This is a genomic window from Haloferax sp. Atlit-10N, assembly GCF_003586325.1.
Classification (GTDB): Archaea; Halobacteriota; Halobacteria; order Halobacteriales; family Haloferacaceae; genus Haloferax; species Haloferax prahovense.
Genome location: NZ_PSYX01000162.1, coordinates 1 through 452, shown reverse-complemented (window position 1 = coordinate 452; position 452 = coordinate 1). Strand labels below are relative to the sequence as shown.

The 452-nt window shown below is 52.0% G+C and carries 1 protein-coding gene; it reads right to left on the bottom strand.

Annotation, left to right across the window (positions count from 1 at the left end; all coding sequences use genetic code 11):
* Positions 1-452: hypothetical protein (locus C5B91_RS22215; RefSeq protein ID WP_158589939.1), on the bottom strand; the 452-nt coding region annotated here is incomplete at both ends.

Sequence of the window (452 nt, the reverse complement as noted above, 5' to 3'; positions counted from 1 at the left end):
CAACAGTGACGGAGTTATCTGGTTGCCGTTCCGCGAGCTGCTGCTGGAAGGCTGGGGATTGGAGTGTATCAATTCCAGGCCCTCCCTCGACGAATCTGTAGATATAGTCCTCGCCGGTAGCCGGGCCTTGTTCCTCTCCTACCCATGGCCGATTTTCTTGAAAGTCTGTTCTCTCAATAGCGTGTTTGGATGCTTCCCCCGGCGACTCGCCGTTATTATATCTGTCAACCGCTTTCTGAGCGTAGAACTCGGCTTCCGCTTGGTTCGCCGAGGCTCTTTCCATACCTTCGTGTAATCCTCCACCGGTCTCTTCTGGGTCAGCTCCAACGCTTTCAGATTGAGGCGGTTCAAGATTGTCAAAGTCAATCCCTGTAACTTCTTCATGCTCTAAGTCGCGGAATGCATCGTCTAATTCTCTATCTTCGGGGAGGGATACTTGCTCATTTCCAGAC